The organism is Streptomyces sp. ActVer (assembly GCF_027270795.1).
Lineage (GTDB): Bacteria > Actinomycetota > Actinomycetes > Streptomycetales > Streptomycetaceae > Streptomyces > Streptomyces umbrinus_A.
In genome coordinates, this window is record NZ_JAPWHT010000041.1 from 15,026 (window position 1) to 38,761 (window position 23,736).

The window sequence follows — 23,736 nt, forward strand, 5'->3', positions numbered from 1 at the left end:
CACAACACCGCGTGTCAGGGGCCTGTGCGGGGCGGCCCACCGGTGACATCCTCCGGCCATGGGAGCCCGCAGAAGGCGTACCGGTCATGACTGGAAGCTGCTCACCGAGTCCTGTACAGCGCTGCTGGAACGGCTGCCCGAGCTCGTCGACGAGCACATGCGGCAGCTTGCCGAACACTCCTCCGTCTACGGGGAGTTCCTGCCGTACGACCAGCAGTGGCGGGAGGCCGAGGAGGCGATGCGGATCGGGATCCAGACGATCTCCGCGCCCCGGGACTCGCCCCGCCGCGACCTGGAGTACGCGGAGGAGGCGGGGCGGCGGCGGGCCCAGCAGGGGTTGCCGCTGGAGCTGCTCGTGCACGCGTATCGCGCCGCGGGGTACCTGGTGTGGGACGCGTTGATGGAGGAGGGTGCAGCCGCCGGGCAGGAGCCGGCGCGGCTCGTGGTGCTGATGCGTTCGGCGACCATGGTGTGGTCCGCCGTGGACGCGCAGGCCGCCGTGGCCACCGAGGCGTACCGGGCGACCGAGATGGAGCTTCGGCGGCGTACCGACGAGCGGCTTCAGGCGCTGCTCGACGCGCTCCTCGAAGGGCAGGAGGCGCCCGGGCTCGCGGCTCGGGCCGCCGCCGGGCTCGATCTTCCCGAGCGGGGGCCGTATGCCGTGGTCGTACTGCGCTCCGAGCGACGGGAACGGGAGTCGTATCGGCGGCCGGTGGAGGGGGACGGGTTCCGGTTCATCTGGCGGATGCGGGCCGACTGTGAGGTCGGGGTGGTGGCCCTTGCTGACGGGCAGGGGCTCGACGGGGTCGCGCGCGCGTTGGACGGCCGCTGTTCGGGGCCCGGCGGGATCAGTCCCGTCGTCGCCGGGCTTGCCGAGCTCGGGCGGGCTCGGCGGCTGGCCGAGCTTGCCCTTCGTACGTGCCCGCCCGACGCGACAGCCGTCGTGCGGCTCGATCAGCGCATGCCGACCGCTCTCGTCGTGAGCCAGCCCGAGTTGGCGGGGCGGCTCGTGTCCGACGTCTTCGGGTCACTGCTCGAACTCGAACCGGCGGATCGGGCGGTGTTGTTGGAGACGCTGGATGTGTGGCTCGCGTGCGAGGGGTCTGCGGGGCGGGCGGCCGGGCGTCTGTACTGCCACCGGAACACGGTCTTCAACCGCTTGCGGCGGTTGGAACAGCTGACGTCCCGGTCTTTGGCTCGGCCCCGGGATTTGATTGAGATGACGTTGGCGTTGGATGCGTATCGGTTGAGCTAGGGGTTTCCTCGCCCCCGCCGCCCCTACCCAATCCCGTCACTTGCTCAGGGGCACCGCCCCCGAACCCCCAAAAGACTGCGCAGTTCCCCTCGCCCCCAGGTTTTTAGGGGCGCGGGGAACTGCGCGATCAGCCACAACGCACCCGCGCCCGACAACACACCCCACGGGGTCTGGGGCGGAGCCCCAGAAGGACGATGGAGGTCCCCCCGCTCGAGCGAAGCCGAGAGTGGGGGAGGGTAGGGGCGGCGGGGCGAAGAAAAAGAGCGGGCGTCAGATCAGGAAGTCCTCGGCGATACGTTCGCCCACGGTTTCCAGGATCGGACCCGCTTCGGCGATGCAGCGGGAGATGTCGGGCTCGATGTCCGTGAGGGGGTAGGCGCGACGGATACCGGCCCGGCCGAGGGCCTCCGGCGGGAGGGCGAGGCGGCCGCACACGGCGATGACCTCCTTGTCGGCGGCCCGGGCGGCGGCCGCGACCCCGGCGGGAGCCTTCCCGTGGAGGGTCTGCTCGTCCAGGGAGCCCTCACCCGTGATGACGAGCGTCGCCCGTTCGAGGGCAGAGGCGAACCCAAGGACGTCGAGCATGACCTCGATGCCCGGGCGGAAGCTGGCGCCGAGGCCCACAAGGGCCCCGTACCCGATACCGCCCGCCGCCCCGGCCCCGGGCGCGACCGCGTACTCCGCCGCCTTCGACCCGATCGCCTTCTCCAGTACCGCGGCGAAGTGCGCGAGCCCCGCGTCCAGCACCGCCACATCGTCGGGCGAGGCCCCCTTCTGGGGCCCGTACACCGCCGGCGCCCCCTTGGGCCCGGTCAGCGGATTGTCCACGTCACTGGCGAGGACGACGTCGACGGAGGAGAGGCGGGGGTCCAGGCCGGACAGGTCCGCGGTGGCGAGCCGTCCCAGGGAGCCGCCGCCGGGCGGCACCGGCTCGCCGTCCTCGTCTAGGAAGCGCGCCCCGAGCGCGGCCAGCATCCCGGCCCCGCCGTCCGTGGTGGCGCTGCCGCCGACGCCGAACACGATCGTGCGCGCCCCGGCGTCCAGCGCGGCCCGGAGCAGCTCCCCTGACCCGTACGTGGACGACGTGAGCGGCGCGAAGGACCCGGCGGGCAGCCGCTGCAGGCCACTGGCCTCGGCCATCTCCACGACGGCGGTGTCGTCGCGCAGCGCGAACGCGGCGGTGATCTCGTGACCGAGCGGCCCGGCGACCCGTACCTCACGCCGCTCGAACCCGGCGGCGACGGCCGCGTCGACCGTGCCGTCGCCGCCGTCGGCGACCGGCAGCGCCTCGACCTCGGCCCGCGGCGCGACCCTGCGCAGTCCGGCCGTCACGCGCTCGGCCACCTGCACGGCTGTGAGCGAGCCCTTGAACTTGTCCGCGGCGATGAGTACCCGCTGGTTCCGGCCCCGGCTCCGATTCACTGCAGCGTCCGCCACCTTGCATTCCCCTTGCTCTTCGGGCCTTGCACACGTCAAGGCAGTCGCGCCGCTGCGACCCTAACCGGAGGAGGGGGCCGCTGCCCAGGGCGGTTCTCACGTCCCGGACAGCGGCCGCGGGTCAGCCGGCGTCGGTGCCGCGGGAGTCGTACAGCTGATGCGTCAGCGTCCCGCTGCCCCCGAACGGGACGCTGATGTGCTCCAGCACGTCCTCCAGGGCGTCGACGTCCCCGGTCCGCACCCCGACGTCCCCGGTGTTCACCAGAGGCTCGGCGGGGGCCGCCTCCGCGGGCGCCGCGCCGGTGACGGACAGGACGGCGACGACCGCGGCGGCGGCACCGGCCGCCAGGACGGTCGTACGGCTCATCGACTTCATGGGTCTCCCAGTTCTCGGGGGCCCCGGATCACGGGCCCCCAACCGCAATACGACTAAAACCCGACGAGCCTCTCATGTGGTGCACTGCCGGATTTACGTACAGCGGGCAGGACCGGCGGGAATTCGGTACACCGGGTGTATGACCCCTGTGGGCGTTGACGATCTCGCGGACCGTGTCCTCGGCGGCTGGCTCGGCCGGATCGCGGGCAACATGCTCGGCAAGCCGGTGGAGCGGGGTGATCACTGGACGCGGGACCGCATCGACCGCTACCTGCGGCAGGCCGGCGCCCTGCCGCTCACCGACTACCTGCCGGAGCCGGCCGGCCCGAGCGAGGAGTTCGTGCTGCGGCCTGAGTGGCGCAGGTGCGTACGCGGCCGGATCCACGGCAGCTGCCGGGACGACGACGTGGACTACGCGATCCTCGGTCTGCACCTCCTGGAGACGCACGGTTTCGGCTTCAGTACGGAGCAGGTGGGCAACCTGTGGCTGCTGCGGCTGCCGTATCTGCAGACGTTCACGGCGGAGCGCGCGGCGTACCGGAACCTCGCGAACGGGCTGAAGCCGCCGTTGACGGCGACCTACGACAACCCGTACCAGGAGTGGATCGGCGCCCTCATCCGCGCCGACATCCATGGCTGGACCAATCCGGGCCTGCCCCGCCGCGCGGCCTCGCTGGCCCGCCGGGACGCGGTCCTGTCCCATACCGGGAACGGTGTGTACGGGGCGATGTGGGCGGCCGCCCTGGTGGCCGCCGCGTTCACCGCGCCGAACGTGCGGGACGCCCTGGACACCGCGCTCACGGTGATCCCGGCGAGCAGCCGCCTGGCGCGTACCGTCCGCCGGGTGATGACGCTCCACGAGACCGGGCTGGGCTGGGAGGCCACGCTCGACACGTTGGCGGAGGAGACGGCGGGCCTCGGCTGGATCCACACGGTCCCGAACGCCGCCGTCCTGACGGCCGGACTCCTGTACGGCGAGGGCGACTTCACCCGCTCCATCGCGCTCACGGTCCGCGGCGGCCTGGACACCGACTCGAACGGCGCGACCGCGGGTTCCGTCGCCGGTGTGCTCGGCGGAGCCGCCGCGATTCCCCCGCAGTGGACGGTCCCGCTGGAGGACACCGTGCACAGCGCGGTGTTCGGCTTCGACGGCGTACGGATCAGTGAACTGGCGGAGCGGACCGTGCGGTTGGCGGTGAGTGCCGAGCTGTCCGCCGGGGCCGTGACGCGCTGACCGCCGGGGCGGTGACCACTTAAGGATTACTCCCGGGTGATCTTGCCCGGGCGCCGGTCCTGCCTCGTTACGCTGCCCCAATGACGACTCCTGACTACGCCACGTACATCGCGGGACTCCCCCGGGTCCTCGTCGGCGCCGCCGCGCTCCTCCGTGACGCCGAGGGCCGTGTGCTGCTCGTCGAGCCCAACTACCGCGACGGCTGGGCGCTGCCCGGCGGAACCGTCGAGTCCGACGACGGCGAGACCCCGCGGCAGGGCGCCCACCGCGAGACGCTGGAGGAGATCGGCCTGGACCTGGAGATCGGCCGACTGCTCGCCGTCGACTGGGTGCCCGCCACGACGCGACCGCCGATCGTGGCGTACCTGTACGACGGAGGCGTCCTGTCGGAGGACCAGTTCAAGGCGATCCGGCTCCAGGAGGAGGAACTCCTGTCCTGGCGCCTCGTGGCCCCCGAGGACCTCCCCGAGCACATCTCGGGTTCCCTGGGCGGCCGGGTACGCGCCTCACTGGACGTGCTCGCGACGGGCGCGGGGACGGCGGAACTGGAAAACGGGCGTCCCGTGGCCTGAGTCTCCGGATTCCTCACCTCCGCCGCCCACATGCCCCGGTGACCGGCGCGACGCGTACTGTGCAGGCGCCCGATATCCGCTCGCTCCGCATGCGCACGCGACCTACCCTCGGCCCATGAACAAGCCGCTCGTCGCCCTGCTCAGTGGCGCAGGTGTGTCCACCGACTCCGGGATCCCGGACTACCGCGGCCCCAACGGGCTGTGGCAGCGGGATCCCGAGGCGCAGAAGCTCGTGATGTACGAGTACTACATGGGTGATCCGGAGATCCGGCGCCGGTCCTGGCAGATGCGGCGGAAGAACCGCACGCTGCAGGCGGAGCCGAACGCCGCGCATCTGGCCGTGGCCGAACTGGAACGGGCCGGGGTGCCGGTCAGGGTGATCACGCAGAACGTGGACGGGCTGCACCAGCTGGCCGGGATGCCCGCGCGCAAGGTGCTCGAACTGCACGGCAGCGCACGGAGTTTCGTGTGTACGAAGTGCCATGCGCGGGGGCCGATGGAGGACGCCCTCGCCCGGGTCGAGGCCGGGGAGGAGGACCCACCGTGCCTGGCTTGCGGCGGGATCCTGAAGTCGGCGACCGTCATGTTCGGCGAGCGGCTCGACCCGGTGGTGCTCGGCGAGGCGGTCGCGATCACCAAGGCCTGCCAGGTGTTCATCGCCGTCGGCACCAGCCTCCAGGTCCAGCCCGCCGCCGGCCTCGCCGGAATCGCCGCCGACCACGACGCACGGCTCGTCATCGTCAACGCCGAGCCGACCCCGTACGACGATCGCGCCGACGAGGTCATCCGGGAGCCGATCGGCACGGCCCTGCCCCAGCTGCTGCGGGGCCTGGCCGACTGATCGGCTCGCGGAACGGGGAACGGGGAACGGGGGCAGTCACCCCACTCAGAACAGTGCGGTGTCCGCCTCCCCCCGTTCGAAGTCCAGCAGTTGCCGCTTGCGTTCCAGGCCGCCGCCGTAGCCGGTCAGGCTGCCGTTGGCGCCGACGACCCGGTGACAGGGCACGATGATGCCGAGCGGGTTCTTGCCGTTGGCGAGGCCGACCGCGCGGGACGCGTTCGGGTTGCCGAGGGCGTCGGCGAGTTCGCCGTACGAACGGGTCTCGCCGTACGGGATCTTCCGGAGCCGTTCCCAGACGGAGCGCTGGAACGGGGTTCCGTCCAGGTGGAGTTCGACGGTGAACTCCTTCAACTCGCCCGCGAAATAGGCCCGTAGCTCGTCGATCACCTCGGTGAAGGGTGTGTCGTCCGGTTCGCCGAAGGTCTCCTCGGGCGGGCGGTGGCGCTGGTCGGTCATGTAGAGGCCGGACAGGACGCCGTCGGTGGCGACGAGGGTGAGCGGGCCGTAGGGGCTGTCGATCACGGTGTGCTGTTTCACTGAAGTCCTCGGGCCGGAGTCATGCGGGAAGGAAGTTGATCGGGTGGCTGTCGGTCGCCCACAGGTACTGGACGGCGTACGCGCGCCAGGGCCGCCAGTCCGCGGCGCGCGCCGTGAGCGCGGCCGGGGTGGACGGCAGGCCCAACTCCTGGGCAGCGCGCCGGACTCCGAGGTCGGTGGGCAGGAAGGCGTCGGGGTCGCCGAGGGCGCGCATGGCGATGACCTCTACGGTCCACGGCCCGAAACCGGGCAGTGCGAGCAGCCGGGCCCTGCTCTCCGCCCAGTCGCTCTCCACGCCCAAGTGGAGCGTTCCGTCGGCCAGTTGGTGGACGAGGGTGGTGAGGGTGGCCCGGCGGGTGGCCGGCATGGCGAGTGCCTCGGGGTCGAGGGCCGCCAGCGACTCCGCGGACGGGAAGAGATGCGTGAGCCCGCCTTCGGGGTCGTCGACCGCCTCGCCGTGCGCCGCGACCAGACGGGCCGCGTGCGTACGGGCCGCGGCCGTGGAGACCTGCTGGCCCAGCACGGCCCGTACGGCGAACTCGGCCTCGTCGACCGTACGCGGCACCCGGCGGCCCGGCGCCTTGTCGACGAGCGGGGCCAGCAGTGGGTCCGCGCGCAGTTGGTCGTCGACCGCGACCGGGTCGGCGTCGAGGTCGAGCATGCGGCGGCAGCGGCTGATGGCGACGGTCAGGTCGCGCATGTCGCCGAGGGTGAGCCGGCAGCCGATGTGGTCTGCCGTCGGGGTGAGCGCGACGACGCCCTGGCCGTAGGGCAGCCGCAGGGTGCGCCGGTACGCGCCGTCGCGCCACTCCTCCACGCCGGGTACGGCGGTGGCGGCGAGGTGGCCGAAGAGGTTGTCGGGGTTGAGCGGGGACCTGAAGGGCAGGCGGAGGCTCAACACCCCTGGTGTGCCTGATGAGTTGGCGTAGCTGGCCCGGTTCTTCGGCACCCGGGTGCGCAGCTCGCTCGGTGAGAGGGCGAAGACCTCGCGGACCGTGTCGTTGAAGGTGCGGATGGAGGAGAAGCCCGCCGCGAAGGCGATGTCGGCCATCGGGAGCGGGGTCGTCTCGATGAGCAGCCGTGCCGTCTGGGCGCGCTGGGCACGGGCGAGGGCGAGCGGTCCGGCGCCCAGCTCGGCGAGGAGCTGCCGTTCGATCTGCCGGGTGCTGTAGCCGAGCCGCGTCGCCAGGCCCGGCACGCCGTCGCGGTCCACGATCCCGTCGCTGATGAGCCGCATCGCGCGGGCCACGAGGTCCGCGCGCTGGTTCCACTCGGGCGAGCCGGGGCTCGTATCGGGGCGGCACCGCTTGCAGGCCCGGAACCCGGCCTGCTGGCAGGCGGCGGCGCTCGGGTAGAACGTCATGTTCTCCGGCTTCGGCGGCACGACGGGGCAACTCGGTCGGCAGTAGATCCGCGTGGTCAGCACCGCAGTGAAGAACCACCCGTCGAAGCGGGCGTCCTTCGACTGGACGGCGCGTACGCAGCGCTCGGTGTCGGTGTGCATCCCGTTCTGCATACCTCCCAGCATCGGCCATGGTCATGGCACTGGCTGGCGAGAATCCGACATCTACCTGAGGGCGACTGCCTCCGCCAGACGCCGGCCTCGGCTACCTGAGGACGTCTTCCTCCGTCCCGCCGAGGGTGACGATCCAGGTGCGGACCGCGGACGCCGTCGTACGGGCGTGTTCCCGGAGGAGGGTCAGATGGTCGCCCGGGACGTCCACACTCTCGTGCGGCAGCGGCCACGAGGTCCGCCAGCGGTCCGCGTCCGGTCCGGCCGCCATCTCCGGCGTGGGCTGCGTTGCCCGTACCAGCAGGGTCGGCGTCGCGACCGGTTCCGGGTCCCAGTCCATGAAGAGCCGCGTGTACGCCCCCATGGCGGCGACGCCGGTGTCCTCGTACAGGCGGGGTGCGACGGCGGCGGGCAGGGCGAGCAGCCAGTCCTTGCGGCTGTTCTCTTCGTCGATGAGGTACGTGTCGAGCAGGACCTGGCCCGCGGGAGGCGTCCCGAGCCGTTCGAGCTCCCGGGTCACGGCGTGGGCGGTGGCGCCGCCCGTGGACGCACCGACGAGCACGAAGGGCCGGTCGCCGACGTGCCGCAGCACCGTCTCGGCGTGGGTGCGCGCCAGCGCCTCCCGGTCGGCGGGCACGGCGGCGCCCGCGCCGAGGCCCGGGTGCGGGAGTTCCAGTACGTCCCGATCGCCGTCGAAGCAGCGGTGGAAGTCGGCGAACTCCCCTCCCGGTACGGCGAACGGCGGATGGTGCCCGGCGAGGAAGACGAGCACGGGACGGGCGGGACCCTCGGCCCGGCGGACCGGTGGCAGGGCGTGCTCCCGGCTCTCGGACACGCCGAACGTCGGCAGCGCAAGGGACGCGGAGAACAGCATGTGCATGCCCGCGGTCACCTCACCCTTCGCGCAGAGCGTGCGGGAGAGGGCGGCGAGGGTCTGGGGCGGGCGGGTCACGGGTTCGGTCCGCGTGGGGGTGGGGCCGGGCTGCGTCTTCGGATCCGGGCCGTGATCCGGGCTGCGATCCCAGCCGTGATTCGGGCCGTGATCCGGGCTCTGGTCCGGGCTCTGATCCGGCCACGGCTTCTGCCTCAGATTCGGATCCGGCCTCCGTTCCTGGGCCTCCGCCTCTGCCTCCGCCTCGGGCGTTTCGCCGTTGATCAAGTCGAGCAGATGCCGGGCGAGCGCGTCCGTCGTGGGGTGGTCGAACACCACCGTGGCGGGCAGCCAGAGCCCCGTGGCGGTGGTGAGCGCGTTGCGGAGCTGGACCGCCATCAGGGAGTCGAATCCGAGGTCGGCGAGGGGCTTGCCGACGGGGAGCGCGTCGCCGTCGGGGTAGCCGAGGACCACGGCGACCGTGTCACGCACCAGCTCCGCCAGCGCGCCCTCCCGGTCCCCGTCGGGCAGCCCCGCCATCCGCTCGCGCCATGCTCCCTGCTCCGCCGCGACCTGCGCGCCGGTTCCGGTGCCGGGGGTGGCCGCCGGTCGCCCGGTGCGTACCAGCCCCCGCAACAACGGTGGTACGAGCCCGTCGGCGGCCCGGAGAGCGGCCCGGTCCAGTAAAAAAGGACTCCGGCCGTCCGTCCACGTCGACCAGGACGACACGGCCCGGCATCTCCGACTGGGCTGTGCGTACCAGACCCCATACGGCGGCTCCGGCGAGGTCCGGGACCGGTGCGGCGGCGTCCCGGGTCACGACGAGCAGCAGCGATCCCGCCGCCTGCGGATTGGCCTGCCAGGTCCGCAGTGCTTCCAGGATCCTGCCGGTCAGTTGATGGGTTGCGGAGACCGGATCGGGGGTCGCGGCGGGAGTGACGGCCGTGAGCACCAGGACGTCGGGCGTGGAGGGCCTTCCGGCCAGCGGAAGGCCCGCGTCACCCGCCGACGGAAGGTACGCGCCGAGGCCCAACTCGTCCGGCCCCAGCCCCGTCCAGGCCCCGCCACCGAAGTCGGCAGGCGGGTTGGCAACCGGCGCAACTGGCGCAACCGGCGCAACCGATGTCCAGTCGGGGCGCAGCAACGCCCGCCGCACCACCTCGTCCGCCGAATCCAGTTGGCCGCCGGGCAGCTCTCGGGTGACCAGTGACTCGACTCCGGCCACCGGCCGCCCCGCCGTGTCGGCGAGCGTCACCGTGACGGCCCCCGGCGCCGTCGGCGTCAGCCGCACCCGTACCTCGGACGCCCCGTCGGCGTACAACTGCACACCACTCCACGCGAACGGCAGCCGTACGGAACCCGAGTCGCGCCCGGAGCCGAACCCAGCCTCTGATCCGGGCCCGGCCAGCAGCATGCTGTGCACCGCCGCGTCCAGCAGGGCCGGATGTATGCCGAAGCGTGCGGCGTCCGGGGCCTGTTCCTCGGGGAGCCGGACCTCCGCGAAGAGCTCCGCTCCCCGCCGCCACATCGCACGGACGCCCTGGAAAGCGGGCCCGTAGCCGAGGTCACCGTCCGCCAACGCCACGTACGCGTCGGCGAGTTGTACTTCCACGGCGCCTTCGGGAGGCCACACCTTCAGGTCGCTCTCCGACGGGTCCGTCGTCGCCGAAGGCGCCCCGCTCAGCGCCCCTGTGACATGCCGGGTCCAGCCCTGTTCCGCGGCCTCCGGCTCACCCGGCTCGTCCGGCCGCGAGTAGATGTCGACGGAACGCCGCCCGGAGTCGTCCCCCGGACCGACCACCACCTGGACCTGTACCCCCGCACCGCCGGACAGCACGAGCGGCGCCACGACCACGAGTTCGTCCAGGCGGGCGCAGCTGACCTCGTCGCCGGCGCGGACGGCCATCTCCACGAAGGCGGTCGCGGGGACGAGTACCCTCCCTGCGACGACATGGTCGCCGAGCCAGGGCTGTGCAACCGTCGAGAGCCGCCCGGACAGTACCGTCCGGTCCGTGTCCGGCACCGTGAACGCCGGGCCGAGCAGCGGATGCCGGTGCGCGTCGGCCCGGGCCCCGACACCGGCGCCCGCACCCGCACCCGCACGGGGAGCGTCCAGCCAGTACCGCCGCCGCTGGAAGGCGTACGTCGGCAGATCGACCCGCCGCGCCCCCGAACCGGCGAACACCGCGACCCAGTCGGCCCCCGCACCGCGCACATGCAGCCGGGCCACGGCCGACACCAGCGACTCGGATTCCCGCAGGCCGGGCTCACCCGACAACTGCCCGACGGCCGCGGCGAATTCGGCACCGCCGCCGATGCCGGGACGCGACAGCACGCCCTCGGCCGCCACAGTGAGCACAGGGCCGGGACCGACCTCCAGGAAGGCCCCGACGTCCTCGTTCTCGCCGAGCCACCGCACGGCGTCCGCGAACCGCACCGGAAGACGGGCATGGCGTACCCAGTACTCCGCCGAGCAGAGCTCTCCGGCCTCCACGTCGGCCGGACGCCCCGACACGGTGGACACCACCGGAATCCGTGGCGCCCGGTACGTCAACTCCTCGGCCACACCCCGGAATTCGTCGAGCATCGGCTCCACCAGTGGCGAGTGGAAGGCATGGCTCACCCGCAGCCGTACGGTCCTGCGCCCACGCTCCGCGAACGTGTCGGCGACGGCGAGCACGGCGTCGCTCACGCCGGAGATCACCACGGAGCGCGGCGCGTTCACGGAGGCGATCGCGACCCGGTCCGTGAGACCGAGATCGGTCAGTACGGGGAGGACCTCGTCCTCGGCCGCGTTCAGCGCGACCATCGCCCCGCCCTCCGGCAGCGCCTGCATCAGGCGGCCGCGGGCCGCTACGAGGGCGGCGGCGTCAGGCAGGTCCAGCACACCGGCCACATGCGCCGCGGCCAGTTCCCCGACCGAGTGTCCGGCCAGGAAGTCGGGCCGTACGCCCCAGGATTCAAGCAGCCGGAACAGTGCCACCTCGAAGGCGAACAGAGCGGCCTGGGTGAAGTCCGTACGGTCGAGGAGCGCGGCGTCCGGTGAACCGTCCTCGACGAACACCACCTTGCGCAGCGGGCGTTCGAGCCGTCCGTCGAGTGCTCTGCACACCTCGTCGAAGGCGGTCGCGAAGGCGGGGAAGGAGTCGGCCAACTCCCGTCCCATGCCGACGCGTTGGGCGCCCTGCCCGGTGAACAGGAACGCCGTGCGGATGCCGGGGTCGGCGACGCCCTGAACGGTTCCGGGGATCAGCTCACCCTCCGCAAGGGCTCGGAGTCCCGCCAACTCCCGTTCCCCCGAGGGTATGGCGGCGCGATGCGTGAGCGCCGACCTCGACAGGGCGAGCGAGAGGGCGATGTCGGCCGAGTCGGCAGGGGTCAGCGCGGCGGGCCTGGCGGCCAACTCGGCGGCCAGCCGACGTGCTTGGCCGCGCAGGGCGTGCTCATCGGCTCCTGAGAGCAGCCAGGGCACCCGGGGCAGCGGCGTCGCCGCCGCATCAGCCGTGTCGGCCCTCTCGGCACGCTCGGCCGTCTGAGCACGCCCGGCCGTCCGAGCGCCCTGCCCTCGGTCCGTGGGCGGCGCGAGCGGCTCGTCCCGGACCGTCGGCGTCTCTTCGCGGACGCCCGGCGCCCCTTCCCGGGCCCCCGGCGCCTCTTCGAGGATCACGTGAGCGTTGGTCCCGCCGATCCCGAACGCCGACACGCCCGCCCGGCGCGGCCGGTCGGGCGACGACGGCCAGGGCCGGGCCGCGGTCAGCAGTTCCACCCGGCCCGAGGCCCAGTCGACGTGCGGGGACGGTGTCTCGGCGTGCAGTGTCGCGGGCAGTTCCGCGTGCCGCATGGCCTGCACCATCTTGATGACTCCGGCGACCCCGGCGGCCGCCTGCGTGTGCCCGAGGTTGGACTTGACCGAGCCCAGCCAGAGCGGCGGCTGCTCCGGGGCACGGTCCTGTCCGTACGTGGCCAGCAGCGCGCCCGCCTCGATCGGATCGCCGAGCTTCGTGCCGGTGCCGTGCCCCTCCACCGCGTCGACGTCACTCCCCCGGAGCCCGGCGTCGGCGAGTGCGCGGGTGATGAGCTGCCGCTGAGCCTGGCCGTTGGGTGCGGTGAGCCCGTTGGACGCCCCGTCGGAGTTGACGGCGGAACCCCGCAGCACGGCCAGCACCGGATGCCCGTTGCGCCGCGCGTCGGACAGCCGCTCCAGCAGGACGAGCCCGACGCCCTCGCCCCAGCCGGTGCCGTCCGCCGACGAGGAGAACGACTTGCAGCGGCCGTCGGGCGACAGTCCGCGCTGCCTGCTGAACATGGTGAACGACCTCGGTGTCGCCATCACCGTGACACCGCCCGCCAGGGCCATCGAGCACTCGCCGGAGCGCAGCGCACGCGCCGCCCAGTGCAGCGACACCAACGACGCCGAGCACGCGGTGTCGAGGGTGATCGCCGGGCCGCGCAGCCCGTACGTGTAGGCGATCCGCCCTGAGGCGACACTGCCGGCCGAGCCCAGGCCCAGATGGGCCTCCAACTCGTGGGGCTCGGTGCCGAATCGGTCGGCGTAGTCGGCGTACATCACGCCGACGAACACGCCGGTGTCGCTGTCGCGCAGGGACGCCGGGTCGATCCCGGCGCGTTCCCAGACCTCCCACGAGGTTTCGAGCAGCAGTCGTTGCTGCGGGTCCATGGCCAGCGCCTCGCGCGGCGAGATCCCGAACAGGCCGGCGTCGAACTCGGCGGCCCGGTGCAGGAATCCGCCACTGCGCGCGTACGACGTCCCGAGGCGGTCCGGATCGGGGTCGTACAGGGCGGCCAGGTCCCAGCCACGGTCGGTGGGGAACTCCGAGACGGCGTCCCTGCCTTCGGAGACCAGCCGCCACAGGTCCTCCGGCGACTCGACGTCACCGGGGTAGCGGCAGCCCATGGCGACGACGACCACCGGGTCGTCGTCCTCGCCCGGGTCGGCCGCGCGGCTTTCGGCACCCGCTGTCCCCTGGGCGAAGAGGGCGGTCCGCAGGTGGCGTGCCACGTCGGCGGGGGTCGGGCAGTCGTAGACGAGCGTGGTCGGCAGCCGCAGCCCGGTCGCCGCGCCCAGCCGCTCGATCAGCGTGACGGCACCCAGGGAAGTGAGCCCCAGTTCGATGAACGGGCGCTCCGCGTGCGGCCGTTCGTACGGCTGCTCGCCGCGGACCTCGGCCGTCACGGAGAGCACGGTCTCGCGCAGCACGCGCTCGCGTTCCTCCGCGGAGAGGGGGGCAAGCCGCTCGCGCAGCGCCGAGGCGCTCAACAGGCCCGGCTTTTCCGGCACTTCGACTGCGGGTACTCCGACCGCTTCGGGCGCTTCGGGTATTTCGGGCTGGAAACGGAGATCGGGCGCGGGCCGTGCGGGACCCGGGACGACCGCGCGGCGGGCGATCTTGCCGGACGCCGTACGCGGCACGGCGGCGATCTCGTGGATCTCCGCGGGCACCTTGTGGTCGGACAGCAGGGTGCGGCACATCCTCAGCACGCGCTGCGCGTCCAGCCCGTCGGAACCGGGCACGACGAAGGCGACCGGGACCTCGCCGAGGACGTCGTGCGGGGCGCCCACGACGACGGCGTCGGCCACTCCCTGGCAGCTGAGCAGGGCCTGTTCGATCTCGGTGGGGTGGATGTTCTCGCCACCCGTGATGATGAGTTCGCTGACCCGGCCGGTGAGGGCGAGATGGCCGTGCTCGACCCGGCGGGCCAGGTCCCCGGTGCGGTACCAGCCGTCCTTGAGCGCGGCGTCGGTCGCCTCGGGCTGGTTGTGGTAGCCGGCCATGAGCCCGGGTCCGCGCACCCACACCTCGCCCTCGTCCCCGTCCGCGACGTCGTGTCCGGAGCGGGGATCGACGAGCCGTACGTCCATGCCGGGCGCCGGAGGCCCGCACGAGCCGTCGACCCTGGGCCCGTCAGGCCGGTTCACGGCGATCATCCCGCACGTCTCAGTACTGCCGTACGCGTCCAGCAGGGGTGCCCCGAGCACCTCCTCGACGGCCCGGGCGAGCGACAGCGGACTCGGCGCGCCCGCGACGACGCAGTGCCGCAGTCCGGTGCGCGCGGGTCCGGCGCTCTCCCCGGCCGCGGACACCAGCCGGTGGTAGGTCGCGGGGACACCGGCCATCAGCGTGAACGGTCCTTCGGGCCGCTCGTGCGCCTCGTCGAGTACGCGCAACAGCCCACCGGGCGGCAGGAGTTCCCCGGTGATGTGCGCGCTCGCGCCGGTGGCGACGACGCCCAGTACGGCGAGCGAGTGCCCGAAGCTGTGGAACAGCGGGAGCGGCCACAGCAGCCGCTCCCCGGGCGAGAGCCCGAAGATGGGCGCGTAGCAGGCCTGTGCCGACCAGAGCGCGGTGCGCTGGGTGGACACAACTCCCTTGGGGCGGTGAGTGGTTCCAGAGGTGTAGAGCAGCCAGGCCGGCTCGTCGAGCCCGAGATCGTCGCGCGCCGGTTCGGCCCCCTCGTCCGCAATCGCCGTATCGAGGAGTACGGTCCCGTCGGGGGCCTCCGCGGGCACCGGCCCCGCTCCGGTGATCAGCACGCGAAGACGGCCGAACTCCGTTGGCGGCCTTGCCAATTGGCCGAGGTGCGCCCGATCCGTGACGATCACCGAGGCGCCGCTGTCCGCCAGCAGGTGCGCGAGCTCCGCGTCGGAGGAACGGGGGTTCAACAGGACACCGATCCCGCTCGCCCGCGTGACAGCGAGGCAACTCTCCACCAGCTCCACGCAGTTGCCCAGCAGCACCGCGACCCGGTCACCCCGACGGAGCCCCGCTTTCGCCAGGTGACCGGCCAGCCTCCCTGTGCGCCGCTCCAGTTCCCCGTACGTCACACCACGCGCGGAGTCCGAGAACGCGACCCGGTCGCCCGCCCTCGCGGCATGCCGCTTCAGCAACTCCGGCACCGGCCCGATCAGTTCGTCGTCGTGCACCATGCCCCACCCCGTACGGTCCCCGAGCCGTTCTCCCCTGCTGTGGCGAGCCTACGTCTCACCAAACACAAGATCGAAAGCATCGGAGACCGGACGGCGGGCGTGTCGCCGTTCCTCGGAGAAACTCGTCGGAGGACTTCGTCGGAGAAAACTCCCTGCCGTACTACCCGGAGAACTCCCCCGCCGTGGGCCGCCGCGAGGCCGCCATCGCCATGTCGACGTCGGTCAACGGACGCAGTCGGTACGTGTAGGAGTAGTCCCGGTCGGCGAAGAGCTTGTACTCGTCGTGCGTGTGCGCGCCCCAGCTGTTGTCGCCGCCCACTCCCATCTGCCGGTGGTTCAGGCGGAGTACGACCTCGTCCCGCGGAGTCAGCTGGTAGTCGTGGCGCGTCCCGACCGACAGGTCCTCCGGGGTGAAGTGCGAGGCGTTGACCTCAAGGAGCGGTTCGCCGGAGACGAGCAGCCCGGCGCCACCGCGGTCGGTCAGCGCGGCCCAGCGGACGTCGGTCTTGTTGCCGTTCTCCTGCGGGCGGATGTACGACGTCCACTGCCCGGAGACGGTCCCGGAGTAAAGGCCCACGTCGGTGCCGGTGTTGCGGTCCCAGTGGTTCTCCTCCGGGCCGCGGCCGTAGTGGTGCAGGCGCTCCAGCCGCCCCGGCAGGAACAACAGGGTGCCTACCTCCGGGATGTACGGCAGGTTCGCCGCACCCGGGTGCAGGGTGTTGTCGACCTTGATCTCGCCGTTGCCGAAGACCGTGTACGTCGTGGTGTACGTCGATTCGGTGGTCGTGGGCAGGGTCCCCGCGACCTTGATCTCGACGGCCCGGTCGCGCAGGACGCGCACGCTCACGTCCGTCACCTTCCGCAGGGTCCCCGCGTCGCGCCAGGTCTGGTTGCGGACGTGCTGGCCGTTGCCCCTGTCGTTGTCGATCGGTGCCCGCCAGAAGTTCGGCACGGGCCCGGACGTGATCAGCGGGGTGCCGCGGGCCTCGTACGACGTGATGACTCCCGTGCGCTTGTCGACGGTGACGGAGAAGCCCTTGCCCTGGACCGTGATGGACCGTTCGCCGTCCTGATGGCGAAGGGCGGGCACGCGCTCCAGCGGAACGGGCCGCACGGCCGGGCTGTCGGCGTCGACCGGGAGCTGCTTCTTGGCCACCTCGAAACCGGCCTTCGCCCACTTCGTGCGTTCCTTGGTGGTGAAGGAAAGGTGCAGGAAGTACTCCGCGCCGGGCTCCGGGTCGGCCGGCAGCCTGAAGGGCACGGTGATGTCCTTGCTGCTGAGCGGCGGGACGTCCAGCTGGGCGCGGCTCAGCTTCCCGCGCCGTACGACCTCGCCGTCCTCGACCAGGCTCCAACTCCCGTCGAATTCACGGAGATTGGTGAACAGGTACTCGTTGGTGAGGGTGACCGCGGCTCCGACGGCGAGGGATTTGCCCGACGCCGGTGCCGCGTTGATCGCCTGGTAGACCTGCTTGACCTCCGCGGCCTTGCCCGTGTGTCCGCGGTCGGCGGTGACGATGCCGTCCGCGACGAAGGCCCCGTCGTTGGGGTGGTCGCCCCAGTCGCCGCCGTATGCGAAGAACGTGCGCTCCTTCGGCCGCTTCTCGGTGACCTTGACGGTGGCCGCGTCGAACCAGAACCGCACCCCGTCGTCGCCGGGTCCGCGCCCGTCCGACGCGAGTTCGGTCGCGGACAGGGCGCGGGCGTACACGCGCGCCCGCCGGATCGTGCCGCTGAACTCCCGGGTCGGGTTGTCGACATCGGTGGCCAGCGACAGTGGTGCGGTGTTGTTGGCGGGCCGCCGGGTGGTGGTCCGGGTGGCCTTCGCCGCCCCGTCGACGTAGAGGGTCAGCGTGCCCGCCTCCGCGTCGAAGACGCCCGCGACGTGATGCTCCTTGCCGGTCCAGTCGTCCGGCAGTGCCCAGCTCGCGGTGATCCACTGGCCGCCGCCGTGGATGAAGAACTCCAGGGTCCTGTCCGACTGCTTCAGCGCGTACTGGGTGTCGCCCTTGGCGATGAGCGGCTGGTGGTAGCCGGTCACGGACGGGGTGACCCAGGCCTCCAGCGTCAGCGAGCCGGTGATGTCGAGGCCCGTGTCACGGGCGAAGACCGTGCTGCCGGAGAGCCCCTTCTCACGGTCGAAGGTCGCGCTGCCCGCCTGGATCTCGCCTCGCACCCTGCCGGGCCCGGCCTCGGTGAACAGCACCCGCCTCGGGGTCGGCCAGCTCAGCGACTGGTCGACGAAGTCCCAGATCCAGCCGCCCTGGAGAACGTCGTGGCGGCGGATGATGTCCCAGTACTTCTGGAAGTTGCCGGTCGAGTTCCCCATCGAGTGGGAGTACTCGATCATGACGTACGGACGGGTGTCGGCCGTGTCCTTCGCCCGCTGCTCGACGCGCGCGGGGCTGTCGTACATCTCCGAGCGGATGTCGCTGATCCCCTGCCGGTCGTCCCCTTCGTACTGGATGACGCGGGTGGAGTCGTACGAGCGGATCCAGTCGTGCATGGCGACGAACGTGCTGCCGCCGCCTGCCTCGTTGCCGAGCGACCAGATGACGACGGAGGCGTGGTTCTTGTCGCGGTGGACCATGTTCTGGGCGCGGGACACACAGGCCCTGCTCCAGTCGGCGTGGTTGCCGGGGTACTCGCCGCGGATGCCGTGGGTTTCGAGGTTGGTCTCGTCCACGAGGTACAGGCCGTACTCGTCGGCGAGTTCGTACCAGAGCGTGTTGTTGGGATAGTGCGAGGTGCGGACCGTGTTGATGTTCAGCCGCTTGACGATCTCCATGTCCCTGACGAGGTCCGCCCTGGTGAGCGCGGTGCCGCGGTCGGGGTGCATCTCGTGCCGGTTGGTGCCCCGGAAGGAGACGGGTCTGCCGTTGATGCGCATCAGCCCGCCCTTGAGCGCGAACTCGCGCAGGCCGACCCGGTGCGAGAGCGTCTCGACGACCTTGCCCGCCGGATCGCGCAGCCGCAGTACGGCCGTGTAGAGGTACGGGTCCTCGGCCGACCACAGCTTCGGCGCGGGCACGGCCCTGGCTGCCTGTACGGTCACGTCCTCGCCGGCCGGGGCCGAGCCGAGGTCGACGGCCTTCTGCAGCGGACGGGACCAGACGGCGTGCCCGCGCGCGTCGTAGAGCTGCGTCTCGACGGAGTACCGCCCGCTGCCGTCGGCGTCTCCCCTGCCCTCGCCTTTGCGCTTGTCCTTGCCGTCTCCGTAGGCGCGCACGCTCGCCGTGACGGACAGTTCGGCGGCCTTGTAGTCGTCGCTCAGCGGGGTGTCAAGCTTGAAGTCGCGCAGGTGCACGGCCGGTGTGGAGTACAGGTGGACCGAGCGGAAGATACCGCTCAGCCGGATCATGTCCTGGTCCTCCAGCCAGTCGCCGTCGGAGTAGCGGTACACCTCCACCGCGATCTGGTTGGTGCCGGGCTTGAGGTGCGGGGTGATGTCGTACTCGGCGGGGACGTACGAGTCCTCGCTGTAGCCCGCCAACTCGCCGTTGATCCACACGTAGTGGGCGGACTTCACGCCCTCGAAGTGCAGGAACGTCCGCCGCCCGTCCCATCCCTCGGGGACGGTGAAGGTGCGCCGGTACTGGCCCACGGGGTTGTAGCGGGTCGGGGCGGCCGGCGGCTGCGGCTCCTCGCCCAGGCCGTTGGGGCCCCAGTAGGGATAGGTGATGTTGATGTAGATCGGGAAGTCGTAGCCGTGCACCTGCCAGGCGGAGGGGACCGGGATGGTGTCCCAGGAGCTGTCGTCGACGTCCGTGCGGTGGAAGTCGGTGTCCCGGTCGTCGGGCCGGTCGGCGTAGGCGAACTTCCACTTCCCGTCGAGACTCATCCGGTACGGCGAGCGCGTGCGGTCGCTTGCCAGAGCCTGTCCGACGTCCGCGTAGGGGGTGAGTGTGGTGTGGGGCGGCTCGGTCCCCACCCGGAAGACGTCGATGGCGCCGTTCCACTCCGGTGTGCCGGCTGCGGCCCCGGGCCTTTCGGCCGCGTGCGTCGGGGCGGACGACGCGGGCAGGGCGAGCACACCGAGGGCGGCGGCCCCTCCCTCAAGCAGTCGACGGCGGCTGACGGGAGGCATCTGGGCGTGCGGGTGCGGGTGCGGCATGACTGTGGCCTTCCTCGGTACGACATGTGGGGTGCGCGAACTGAGGGAGCGTCAGCTCTGTCGAGCTGGTCGAAGCGACTGACAGACGGAAGTTGACGTCAGGACAGAATGCGACCGCTGAGGACAAAGACACCTACTGAGCCACAGAAAACACTAGGACCCGAACACAATCGGAGCAATGACCCTGTCGGACTTTGTGTGATCCTGAGGGCAGGTCAGCGGAGCTGCGCGGTGAACGCCTCGTACGCCCGCTCGTCGAAGAGGACGAACCTGGCCTCGGTGACCGCCGTCCCGGTGTCCCGTACCGTCCCGACCGCGATGCGGGCGGCATCCTCCATCGGCCATCCGTAGATACCGGCGGAGACGGCCGGGAACGCGACGGTCCGCGCGCCCAGTTCGTCGGCGACCCGCAGCGACTCCCGGTAGCAGGAGGCCAGCAGCTCCGAGCGGTCCTCGCTCCGGCTGAAGACGGGACCGACCGTGTGGATCACCCAGCGCGCGTCCAGCTTGCCCGCCGTGGTGGCGACGGCCTGGCCCGTGCGCAGGCCCTTTCCGTAGTGGCCGACGCGGAGTGCGCGGCATTCGGCGAGGATCTCGGGGCCGCCGCGCCGGTGGATGGCGCCGTCCACGCCTCCGCCGCCCAGCAGGGAGGAGTTCGCGGCGTTGACGATCGCGTCCACGCTCTGCCGGGTGATGTCGCCCTGGACGAACTCGATGGCGGTCATGACTGGCGCAGTCTCCTCCACACGGCCTTGGCCGCGTTGTGCCCCGACATGCCGTGCACGCCCGCGCCGGGCGGGGTGGCCGAGGAGCAGATGAACACCGCCGGGTGCGGGGTGCTGTACGGGAACAGGGACAGCTTGGGACGCAGCATCAGCTGGAGGCCGGAGGCCGCGCCGCAGGCGATGTCGCCGCCCACGTAGTTCGGGTTGCGCGCGGCGAGTTCGGGCGGGCCCGCCGTGGCGCGGGCGAGGACGCGGTCCCGGAAGCCGGGCGCGAACCGCTCAAGCTGGCGCTCCATCGTGTCCGTGAGGTCCCCGGTCCAGCCGTTCGGCACATGTCCGTACGCCCAGAACACGTGCTTCCCGGCCGGTGCCCTGGACGGGTCGACGACGCTGGGCTGCACGGTGATCAGGAACGGCGCGTCCGGGGCACGGCCCTCCCGGGAGGCCGCGCGCAGGGCTGCGCCGATCTCCTTGCTGCTCGCGCCGATCTGGACCGTGCCGGCGGCCCGGGCTTCCTTCGCGGTCCACGGCACCGGTCCGTCGAGGGCGTAGTCGACCTTGAAGACGCCCGCCCCGTACCGGAACCGCTCGTAGTACCGCCCGAAGCCCGCGATACGGGCCAGCGACGTGGGCGAGGTGTCGAAGACATACGCGCGCGCGGGCGGCAGGTCGTCGAGACGCTTGACCTCGTAGTCCGTGTGGACTGCGCCGCCGAGGTCCTTCAGGTACGCGGTCAGCGCGTCGGAGATCGACTGGGAGCCGCCGCGGGCGACGGGCCAGCCCCGTGCGTGGGCGGCCAGCGCGAAGACGAGACCGACCGCGCCGGTGGCGATTCCGCCCAGCGGGGCCATGACGTGCGCGACCAGTCCGGCGAACAGGGCCCTGGCCCGGTCGTCGCGGAACCGGCGCATCATCCATGTCGAGGGCGGCAGTCCGGCCAGGCCGAACCGGGCGAGGGTGACAGGGTCTCGCGGCAGCGCGGTGAGCGGCAGGGACATGAAGTCCCGCGCCAGGGTGTCCCAGGTGTGCGTGAACGGCTCGACGAGCCTGCGGTACGTGCCCGCGTCACGCGGTCCGAACGAGGCGGCCGTCTCCGCCACGGAGCGCGACAGCACGGCCGCCGTGCCGTCCAGGAAGGGATGTGCCATGGGCAGTTCGGGCTGCAGCCACTCCAGGCCGTACCTCGCCAGCGGCATCGCGCGGAACGCGGGCGAGTTGATGCCCAGGGGATGCGCGGCGGAGCACGGGTCGTGCCGGAAGCCGGGCAGGGTCAGCTCCTCGGTGCGAGCGCCTCCCCCGACCGTGTCGCGCGCTTCGAAGACGGCCACGGAATAGCCGCGCCGGGCCAGCTCCACGGCAGCCGTCAGGCCGTTCGGCCCCGCACCCACCACGACGGCATCGAGCATCGACGGCACCTTCGGACTCCTTTGTCAGCCGACGGCCACTGGGGATCAGGATATGCCGGACCTCCGGCAGCCCCGCCTCAGCCCCGGGCCGTCACAGGTCAGGCCCCGCCCGACAGCAGTCCGAGCACCCGGCGGGCCGTGGCCGCGTCCCGAGCCGCCGTGAACGGAAGCGTGTTGCCGCCGGTTATGCGGAAGGGCTCACCCGCGAGCGTCAGGTGCGCGCCGCCCGCCTCCTCGACGAGCAGGAGACCCGCCGCGTGGTCCCATGCCGCCTCCCAGGAGAACGCAACGGCATCCAACTCGCCCCGGGCGATGGCGAGGTACTCCAGTCCGGCCGAGCCGCACGCGCGCGGGCCGACGCCATCCGTCCAGAGGCCGAGGAGGGCGCGCTTCTGGTCGTCCGTCGTGTAGTCCGGGTGGGACGTGGCCACTTCGAGGTCACGGCCGGGGGCGGGCGAGCCGGCGCGAAGGGGTTCGCCGTCGAGGAGGGCGCCCTTGCCGCGGACGGCGACGGCGAGTTGGCCACGGGCCGGTGCGTACGTCCAGGACGCCCGCAGGACGCCACGGTGGGCGAGCGCGACCAGGGTGCAGAAGCCGGGGTCGCCGTGGACGAACTGGCGGGTGCCGTCCACCGGGTCGACGATCCAGACCGGCGCGTCACCCTTGATCGCCTCGTACGTCGCGGGGTTGGCGTGGACCGCCTCCTCGCCCACGACGACCGAGCCGGGCAGCAGCTTGACCAGCGCCTCGGTGAGAAACTCCTCGGCCTTGCGGTCGGCGTCCGTGACCAGGTCGTGCGGGCCGGTCTTCTCGTCTATCTCGTGCGCGGCGAGCTGCCGGAAGCGCGGCATGATCTCCGTGGCGGCCGCCGTACGGACGGCCTCTTCCACGTCGGCTGTGCGGTGTGCGAGAAACTCGTCGATGGTTTCGATGTCCTGGATCATGCCTCCATGAGAGCACGCGCCACTGACAATCCACACCCGTCCGGTGTATCCCGGGTGGAATCACCATGAACAACGGGTGTTACGAGATCAGCGCCGCGTGAGCCACGCCGGGACCGGGACCGGGCCGGGGACCAGCCTCAGCGTCCGACCGCGTACCCCTGCATCCCCCGCGGATTCGCGGCCGCCGACAGCACCCCGGTCCGCGGGTCCCGCGCCACCGCGCACAGCCGGCCCTCGGACCAGGTGTCGCCGACCTGGACGTCGTGGCCGCGGCGGCGCAGCTCCTCCACCACGTCCGGGTCGGTGCGGGACTCGACGGTGACACTGCCGGGGCGCATTCCGCGCGGGTAGAAGGAGCCGGGGAAGCTGTCGTTGTGCCAGTTCGGGGCGTCGATGGCGCCCTGGAGGTCCAGGCCGCCGCGTACCTCCGCGCGCAGGGCGACGGCCAGGAAGAAGTGCAGCTGCCACTGGTCCTGCTGATCGCCGCCCGGCGTACCGAAGGCCATGACCGGCACCCCGTCCCGCAGCGCGAGCGAGGGCGTGAGCGTCGTACGCGGACGGCGGCCCGGCGTGAGGGAGTTGGGCAGCCCCTCGTCCAGCCAGGCCATCTGGAGCCGGGTGCCGAGCGGGAAGCCCAGCTCGGGCACGACCGGGTTGGACTGCAGCCAGCCGCCGCTGGGCGTGGCCGCGACCATGTTGCCCCAGCGGTCGACGATGTCGAGGTGACAGGTGTCGCCCCGGGTCGCCCCGTCCGCCGAGACGTCGGGCTCCCCGGGCACGGGCGAGGTCGGCGGCTCGGCAACGGTCGACTCTCCCGGGCCCGCCGCACCCGCCCGGCCCACGCCCACACCCGTCACACCTGCCCCCGCACCCGCAAGCCCGGCCGCAGCCCCGGTGCCGGCCACGGCTCCAGCTCCAGCTCCAGGCCCGGCCATCGCCGGCTCCCCGACGCCCGCCGCACCCCC

At 72.1% G+C, this 23,736-nt stretch carries 15 protein-coding genes; 4 read left to right on the forward strand and 11 right to left on the reverse strand.

The features are described from left to right. The first annotated feature begins 58 nt into the window (after positions 1 to 58). Positions 59 to 1,255, forward strand: a complete 1,197-nt coding sequence (locus O3Q52_RS09715) for a CdaR family transcriptional regulator (RefSeq protein ID WP_269648411.1) — start codon at positions 59 to 61, stop codon at positions 1,253 to 1,255. A gap of 270 nt (positions 1,256 to 1,525) precedes the next feature. Here the strand turns inward: O3Q52_RS09715 and O3Q52_RS09720 are convergent, their stop codons facing one another. Together O3Q52_RS09720 and O3Q52_RS09725 are read right to left on the reverse strand one after the other, a co-directional pair. Next, entirely contained in the window at positions 1,526 to 2,692 is a 1,167-nt protein-coding gene (locus tag O3Q52_RS09720) for a glycerate kinase (protein ID WP_269648412.1), read from the reverse strand. A gap of 121 nt (positions 2,693 to 2,813) precedes the next feature. Next, entirely contained in the window at positions 2,814 to 3,068 is a 255-nt protein-coding gene (locus O3Q52_RS09725; protein ID WP_269648413.1) for a hypothetical protein, read from the reverse strand. Between the two features lie 139 nt (positions 3,069 to 3,207). Between O3Q52_RS09725 and O3Q52_RS09730 the strand changes: the two genes are divergently transcribed. From O3Q52_RS09730 to O3Q52_RS09740, 3 genes are all read left to right on the forward strand, one after another. Next, positions 3,208 to 4,302: an ADP-ribosylglycohydrolase family protein gene (locus O3Q52_RS09730; RefSeq protein ID WP_269648414.1), complete on the forward strand. Its 1,095-nt coding sequence runs from the start codon at positions 3,208 to 3,210 to the stop codon at positions 4,300 to 4,302. Positions 4,303 to 4,382: 80 nt separating this feature from the next. Further along, entirely contained in the window at positions 4,383 to 4,874 is a 492-nt protein-coding gene (locus O3Q52_RS09735) for an NUDIX hydrolase (protein ID WP_269648415.1), read from the forward strand. Positions 4,875 to 4,989: 115 nt separating this feature from the next. After that, positions 4,990 to 5,715, forward strand: coding sequence for a Sir2 family NAD-dependent protein deacetylase (locus O3Q52_RS09740; RefSeq protein ID WP_269648416.1), 726 nt, complete (start codon positions 4,990 to 4,992; stop codon positions 5,713 to 5,715). A 45-nt stretch (positions 5,716 to 5,760) separates the two neighbouring features. Here O3Q52_RS09740 and O3Q52_RS09745 read toward each other — a convergent pair whose 3' ends face one another. The 9 genes from O3Q52_RS09745 to O3Q52_RS09785 all read right to left on the reverse strand — a co-directional run. Further along, positions 5,761 to 6,252 (reverse strand): methylated-DNA--[protein]-cysteine S-methyltransferase, encoded by a 492-nt coding sequence (locus O3Q52_RS09745; RefSeq protein ID WP_269648417.1) that lies wholly within the window; start codon positions 6,250 to 6,252, stop codon positions 5,761 to 5,763. Positions 6,253 to 6,271: 19 nt separating this feature from the next. Next, the gene (locus tag O3Q52_RS09750; RefSeq protein WP_269648418.1) at positions 6,272 to 7,756 is read right to left on the reverse strand and encodes an AlkA N-terminal domain-containing protein; all 1,485 of its coding nucleotides are present in this window, start codon (positions 7,754 to 7,756) and stop codon (positions 6,272 to 6,274) included. A gap of 103 nt (positions 7,757 to 7,859) precedes the next feature. After that, positions 7,860 to 9,176, reverse strand: coding sequence for a thioesterase domain-containing protein (locus tag O3Q52_RS09755; RefSeq protein WP_269648419.1), 1,317 nt, complete (start codon positions 9,174 to 9,176; stop codon positions 7,860 to 7,862). After that, on the reverse strand, positions 9,121 to 15,582 hold the full coding sequence (locus O3Q52_RS09760; protein ID WP_269648420.1) for a type I polyketide synthase: 6,462 nt from the start codon (positions 15,580 to 15,582) through the stop codon (positions 9,121 to 9,123). The genes O3Q52_RS09755 and O3Q52_RS09760 overlap by 56 nt, the downstream gene beginning before the upstream one ends. A 160-nt stretch (positions 15,583 to 15,742) precedes the next feature. Continuing rightward, positions 15,743 to 19,696, reverse strand: coding sequence for a glycoside hydrolase family 2 TIM barrel-domain containing protein (locus tag O3Q52_RS09765; RefSeq protein ID WP_269648421.1), 3,954 nt, complete (start codon positions 19,694 to 19,696; stop codon positions 15,743 to 15,745). Positions 19,697 to 19,911: 215 nt separating this feature from the next. After that, entirely contained in the window at positions 19,912 to 20,421 is a 510-nt protein-coding gene (locus tag O3Q52_RS09770; RefSeq protein WP_269648422.1) for an O-acetyl-ADP-ribose deacetylase, read from the reverse strand. Continuing rightward, positions 20,418 to 21,827, reverse strand: coding sequence for an NAD(P)/FAD-dependent oxidoreductase (locus O3Q52_RS09775; RefSeq protein ID WP_269648428.1), 1,410 nt, complete (start codon positions 21,825 to 21,827; stop codon positions 20,418 to 20,420). Before O3Q52_RS09775 ends, O3Q52_RS09770 begins: the two co-directional genes overlap by 4 nt. 98 nt (positions 21,828 to 21,925) lie before the next feature. Then, positions 21,926 to 22,771, reverse strand: coding sequence for an inositol monophosphatase family protein (locus O3Q52_RS09780; protein WP_269648423.1), 846 nt, complete (start codon positions 22,769 to 22,771; stop codon positions 21,926 to 21,928). A 137-nt stretch (positions 22,772 to 22,908) separates the two neighbouring features. Next, positions 22,909 to 23,736 (reverse strand): gamma-glutamyltransferase (locus tag O3Q52_RS09785; protein ID WP_269648424.1); only part of this gene is annotated, 828 nt, incomplete at its 5' end.